Annotated in this window: 1 protein-coding gene; it reads right to left on the minus strand. The window is 64.2% G+C overall.

All coding sequences use genetic code 11. The annotated features are described in order from the left end of the window. A partial coding sequence (locus CXR03_RS19030) for an NAD(P)-dependent oxidoreductase (RefSeq protein ID WP_368784666.1) occupies positions 1-486 on the minus strand: 486 nt, incomplete at its 3' end. Positions 487-514: the final 28 nt, after the last annotated feature.

The following is a 514-nucleotide window of genomic DNA, read 5'->3' on the forward strand; positions in this document are numbered from 1 at the left end:
ACCACCCAAGGCGCCAGTGCGGCGGAGCTTGGAGAAAAGCGCGCGATCATAGATGCCGCGCGTGTCGTCCGTCAGCGGGAGGAGGCCGACGAGGATGTCGGCACGGCCGAGGAAGGCGTCGAGGCTTGTGGCATCGAAGGTTTCGACACCGTCGATTGTCTTCGGCCGACGCGACCAGCCGATGACATCGAAGCCCATGACCTTGAGCTTGCAGACGGCGTCTGCACCGAGGACGCCGAGGCCCATGACACCGACGGTGACGTCACGAGCTTCCGGCTGATCGGCGATCTCGTGCCAGATGCCATCCCGCTGCTGGCCGGCGTAGGCGAAGCCATTGCGCAGGTGGTGAAGGCATTGCCAGACGACCCATTCGCTCATGCGGTCCGTCAGGCTGCGGTCGACGAAACGGACGATGGGAAGGTCGGGTAGTTCATAGGCGGAGAGGATATGATCGACACCGGCACCGCCGGAGAAGATGGCCTTCAAGCCAGACGCCCGCTGGAACAATGCCGGG

It is taken from the genome of Arthrobacter sp. 08Y14 (assembly GCF_002929455.1).
GTDB classification, from domain to species: Bacteria; Actinomycetota; Actinomycetes; order Actinomycetales; family Micrococcaceae; genus Arthrobacter_B; species Arthrobacter_B sunyaminii.